Origin of the sequence: Paratractidigestivibacter sp., assembly GCF_052362415.1 — a bacterium.
Taxonomy (GTDB): domain Bacteria; phylum Actinomycetota; class Coriobacteriia; order Coriobacteriales; family Atopobiaceae; genus Paratractidigestivibacter.
This window is the reverse complement of sequence record NZ_DAWEMK010000127.1, coordinates 2,532-4,401: the sequence shown is the minus strand read 5'-3', so window position 1 is coordinate 4,401 and position 1,870 is coordinate 2,532. Positions and strand designations below refer to the sequence as shown.

2 protein-coding genes and 1 pseudogene are annotated in these 1,870 nt (G+C 67.7%); 1 reads left to right on the top strand and 2 read right to left on the bottom strand.

The annotated features are described in order from the left end of the window. Both ACT84W_RS09630 and ACT84W_RS09625 read right to left on the bottom strand, forming a co-directional pair. Positions 1–309: pseudogene (locus ACT84W_RS09630) on the bottom strand (ABC transporter ATP-binding protein); the annotation flags it as partial. A gap of 6 nt (positions 310–315) precedes the next feature. Then, positions 316–852 (bottom strand): MarR family winged helix-turn-helix transcriptional regulator, encoded by a 537-nt coding sequence (locus tag ACT84W_RS09625; RefSeq protein WP_444329046.1) that lies wholly within the window; start codon positions 850–852, stop codon positions 316–318. A 296-nt stretch (positions 853–1,148) separates the two neighbouring features. On the opposite strand from ACT84W_RS09625, the gene ACT84W_RS09620 reads away from it, so the two are divergent. Further along, positions 1,149–1,870, top strand: a 722-nt coding sequence (locus tag ACT84W_RS09620) for a hypothetical protein (RefSeq protein WP_444329045.1), incomplete at its 3' end; no start/stop codon positions are given.

The window sequence follows — 1,870 nt, the reverse complement described above, 5'->3', positions numbered from 1 at the left end:
GGGGCCGTCCTCGGCGCGGTCCGCCTCGGAGCCGGTGTAGGTGCAGACGCCATCGGCCTCGGGCGCGGAGTAGGCGGCCTCGACGGTCGCGGTGTCCTCGTCGGACATAAAGAGCTCGAGGTCGTCGAGGGTGCTGCGACGGATGGTGGTGGGGACGGGGCTCTCGATGCCGCCCTGCTGGATGCCCACGTCCACGATCTCGGACATGTACGTGGGCAGCGTGAGGTCGGCGTTGCAGCTGATGGTGATGAGCGCCACCGCTGCGAGGAGCGCCAGGATGTGGTTCTTAAAGAGCTTGAAGATCCTCACTCGGCGTCACTTCCTTTCTGTGTTGTTCGCCGGTTCGGGGGCGGCCTTCTTTTTTTGGCCCAGAATCTCGTTGCATCGGGCGAGGATGCGGATTGCCTCGTGCGCGTCCTCGGCGCCGAGCTTGCCGAGGAAGTCGGCGGCGCGGTCGTCCATCTCTTTGCGGCGACGACTGCGCTCGGACTCGCCCTTTGGGGTCAGCGTGACCGTCACGCGCCGCCGGTCGGCGGTGTCGTGCTCACGGCTGATCCAGCCCTTCTCTTCGAGCGCGCGCAAGACGTTCGCCGTTCGGGCGGTGCTCAGGTGAGAGCGCTCTGCGATCTGCGTCGGCGTGAGCGTGGGCTCGCCGGCGAGGTCGGCCAGGTGCAGCGTGCGGATCACGCCGGCCTCTCCGCGGGTGAAGTTCTGGGCGTTCGGGTGGATGTTGCGCCCGAGCTGTGCGAACTGCTCAAAGAGCTGACGGGCGAGGTCGGCGAGCTCGGGGCTCGGAACGTCTTCGGCGCTCGCGTCGCGATGGTCGTCGATGTCCCGCAAGGTGCTTTCCACTGAAACCTCCTTACACTAGAAACTATTTAGCCTGGAAGATTATGCCCAGCGCCGCCTCCAAGACTCCCGTGGGTCCTTTGCTCCATAAAGTCGCCAAGAAGCTTTTGCCGCGAGCGACGGGGCGGCTTCTGAGCCCCAGACGCGACTACCTGGCGGCGAGCACAACACCACGGCTGACGCCTGCTCGCTGTGCACATGGTGAGTTGATGGGCTTCGCCGCAAACCGCCCCGCGCCGACATCGGGCGGCATATGTTGGGTACCTGTTGCAAAAGTAGTTGGGCGTCAAAGGAGCGCAATGCCCGACCAGCGGTTTTACGATAACCAGAAGTTCGGCGACGGGTTCGACGCCATCGACGACGAGACCTGGGCCCTCGAGCAGCCGGATCAGGTCCCGCCCTCGGCTCCCGCCGCGCGGCCGAGCGCGCCGCAGCAGCCGGCTGCCGCGCGGGGTCAATATGCCGCGCAGGCCCCGTACGCCGCGCAGGATCGATACGCGGGGCCGAGCTCCCGCGCGGCGCAAAACCAATACCCCGCGCAAAACCAATACCCCGCGCAGGACCAATACCTCACGCCGGGCTCCCGCTCCGCTCAGCCGGCCTCCGCTCCGAGCTCCTACCCAGCGCCTTCGGCCTCCGCTCCGAGCCCCTATGCCGCACAGCCGTTGTCTCGCACCGTGCAATTCCAACCCACGCCCGCGCCTGCGCGCGGCAACGAGAGCCGCTGGCAAACCGCCCCTGCCGAGCGGCCGATTCCCTCACCTCCGCAGCAGCCGGTTCCCGACGCGACCCCGAACACATACGACCAAGCCCTCGACCGGGGCAGCCGCGCCAGCCTGAAGGCCGCCGTCGCGCTCCTGGTCGTGCTCGCGGTCTTCTTCGTGGGCAGTATCGTGGTCTCGACGGTGACGAGCGCGGCCTCGAGCGCCGCCGCCGGCGTGGCCGATGCCGCGGCGAGCGCCGTCTCCGACGGGCAGAAAAAACTCGGCGGCGACTCGTCCAAGCGCACCCAGGAGAACGG